Genomic DNA, 2,315 nt, shown 5'->3' with positions numbered 1-2,315 from the left:
GGGGGGGGTGGGGGGGGGGGCGGGGGCCCGGTCCGGGGGGGGGGCGGGGCCGGGGCGGCCCCCCGCCCCCCCCCCCACCCCCCCCCGGGCCCCGCCGGGGGGGGCCGGGCGGCCCCCGCGACGTGGGCCACGACACATCTCTCGACGAGCCTCTCGATCCCGACGGGCGGTCAGTCCCCGTCGTGCCCCGCCGGCCGGCCGTCGACCTGCCGGAACGTCGTGCCGTCGTCGAGGGTGAGGACACCCGCGAACCGGAGCAGGTCGGGGAGGGTCGTGATCATCTTCCCGCCGTCGGCCCGCACCCCCTGCGCGGGGGTCCAGCCCTCGTTGAGGAACGAGTCGGCGTCCGCCGTGAGCAGGTAGACGAACGTCTCGCACAGGATCCGGCTGCCGACGTCCCCGAGGAAGTTGCCGTTCCCCTGGATCTCGGCCTCCTTGAGCACGTAGTACCACAGGGGCGTGCCGTCGAGCTCCGCCAGCGCGTCCTTGACCTCCTGCGCGGCGCCGCGGGTGAGCTGCTCGGGCGTCAGCGCGGGCACGTGCAGCGCACGGGCCACCGCCTCCCCCGTGGGCAGCGACAGCCAGTACCCGCGCAGCAGGTTGCGCTGCGCGAGCTGCTTGAGCAGCGCGCTGACCCGGGGAGCCAGGCCTGCGTCGTTGCCCTCGTTGCGCATCGTCGCGAGCCCCGCCGCGAGGAACGGGTCGATCTTCGCCGCGGACCGGCGGCGGTCGGGGTCGCCCTTGTCGACGAACCGGGACCAGTCGATCGGCCAGTTGGACGGCAGGACGTCGCCGCGGGGCGCGCCCGTCGGGACGAGGCCGCCGCCCCCGGTGAACTCGAAGAGCTGCTCGAGGCTCGCGAACGCCGCGCGGGGCGCCGCCGCCGGCGGCACGACCTTGCCGAAGTTGAGGTTGAAGTCGTAGCCGCCGCGCACCATCGAGTGCCCGAACCGGAACGCCGCGACGGCGAACTCCAGCGGCATCGCGACCGGGCGCCGCGGCCGGAACAGCAGGGAAGGCTCCACGAGGACCTCGTCGAGCACGCCCGGCTTGGTGAGGGTGCGCAGGTAGTCGTGCACGACGAGCCACTGGTAGTGGTGCTGGGTGAGCCGCTGCGCGCGGTCGAACACCGCACGGTCGTCCACCGTGAGCCAGGGCTCGGTGGCCCGGACCCAGTCGACGACGGCGTTGTGGAAGCGGATGAACCCCACCTGGAGCTGGGCCACGACGAGGTTCTCGTCGTTGCGCCCCTCGGGGATCTTCGCCGACCCGGGTGCCGGGCGGTCCGCCACGTCCGCCGACATCCCCGCGACCTCGGCGGCGGAGAACCGCGGCAGGTCGCGCTGCGGGTCGTCGCCGGGCGCCACGAGCTCGAAGCCGGGGACCGCCGTCGTCGCCACCCGGCCGAGCGCGAGCTTGGCCGGGTCGGTCGTGGCGTAGGCGGCCTCGCTGCGGGTGGTCCCGCGGCCCGGCTCCCCGGGGAAGCGCGGCCCGCTGCCGTAGAGGCTGTCGAGGTTGAGGAACGGGTGTCGCCCGTTGTGCAGGCTGCGCACCACGACCTCCGGCGGGAACGCCGAGAACGGGTCGGACACGATGTCCCCGAGCACGAGGTCGCCCGGCCGCGGCGGCTCCCCCGGCTCCGGCGGCCCGTCCGGCCCGTTGGTGTTGAGAGTGATGTCGTGGTCGATGAACTGACCCCAGTACGTGTAGACCGCGGGGATCGTGGAGTCGAGCGCCGGGTTCGGCGGCCCGGCCGGCTCGACCATCGCGGCGCCCAGCTTCTTCAGGGACGCGACGACGGCGGTGACGGTCCGGTTGGAGATCGGCCCCTGGGGCGGGGCGCCGCGGCCGGTGACCGGCAGGTGCGCCGCCGGGAACCGCCCGCGCAGGTCGCGGAAGAGGTAGTCGAACGACGTCGTCGCCTCGAACCTGTCCTCGACGAGATCGCGCAGGACGGCGAGCTCCGTCTCGGTGAGCAAGGGCGCCGGTGACGACCCCGGGTCGGTGCCGGGCCGCGGGTGCGACCCGGGGCGCGGCCGGACCTGGCCGCCGTGCCGCACGCTGCGCACCGTCCGGCCGACGGGGTCGGAGTGGATGTCACGCCCGGGCTCGGGCGCGTCGAGCGCGATGGTCTGCTGAGCCGTCATGGCTCTGCCCCTCTCGAAGGCGCGAGCGCCGGGAGCAGCCCGGCGCGGGGCGCGTCCCGGGGCCCCCCGGGGGGGGGGCCGGGGCCGCGCGCGGGGGCGGGGGGGGCCCCCCCGGGGTGAGGGGGGGGGGGGGCCCCGCCCCGCCGGCGCCCCGGGGGGGGGAGTATA

General features: G+C 76.2%; 1 protein-coding gene. It reads right to left on the bottom strand.

Translation table 11 applies throughout. The features are described 5' to 3' along the window. Positions 1-170: 170 nt before the first annotated feature. Positions 171-2,147 (bottom strand): heme peroxidase family protein, encoded by a 1,977-nt coding sequence (locus tag ACFWDO_RS21345; protein ID WP_380327104.1) that lies wholly within the window; start codon positions 2,145-2,147, stop codon positions 171-173. Positions 2,148-2,315 lie beyond the last annotated feature (168 nt).

Source organism: Isoptericola sp. NPDC060185 (genome assembly GCF_042728595.1).
In the GTDB taxonomy this organism is placed as follows: Bacteria; Actinomycetota; Actinomycetes; order Actinomycetales; family Cellulomonadaceae; genus Isoptericola.
This window is presented reverse-complemented; position numbering and strand designations above follow the sequence as displayed.

Bases quoted from the DNA above. Each gene is read 5' to 3' on its own strand.
- ACFWDO_RS21345 (WP_380327104.1), bottom strand. From the start codon at position 2,147: ATGACGGCTCAGCAGACCATCGCGCTCGACGCGCCCGAGCCCGGGCGT.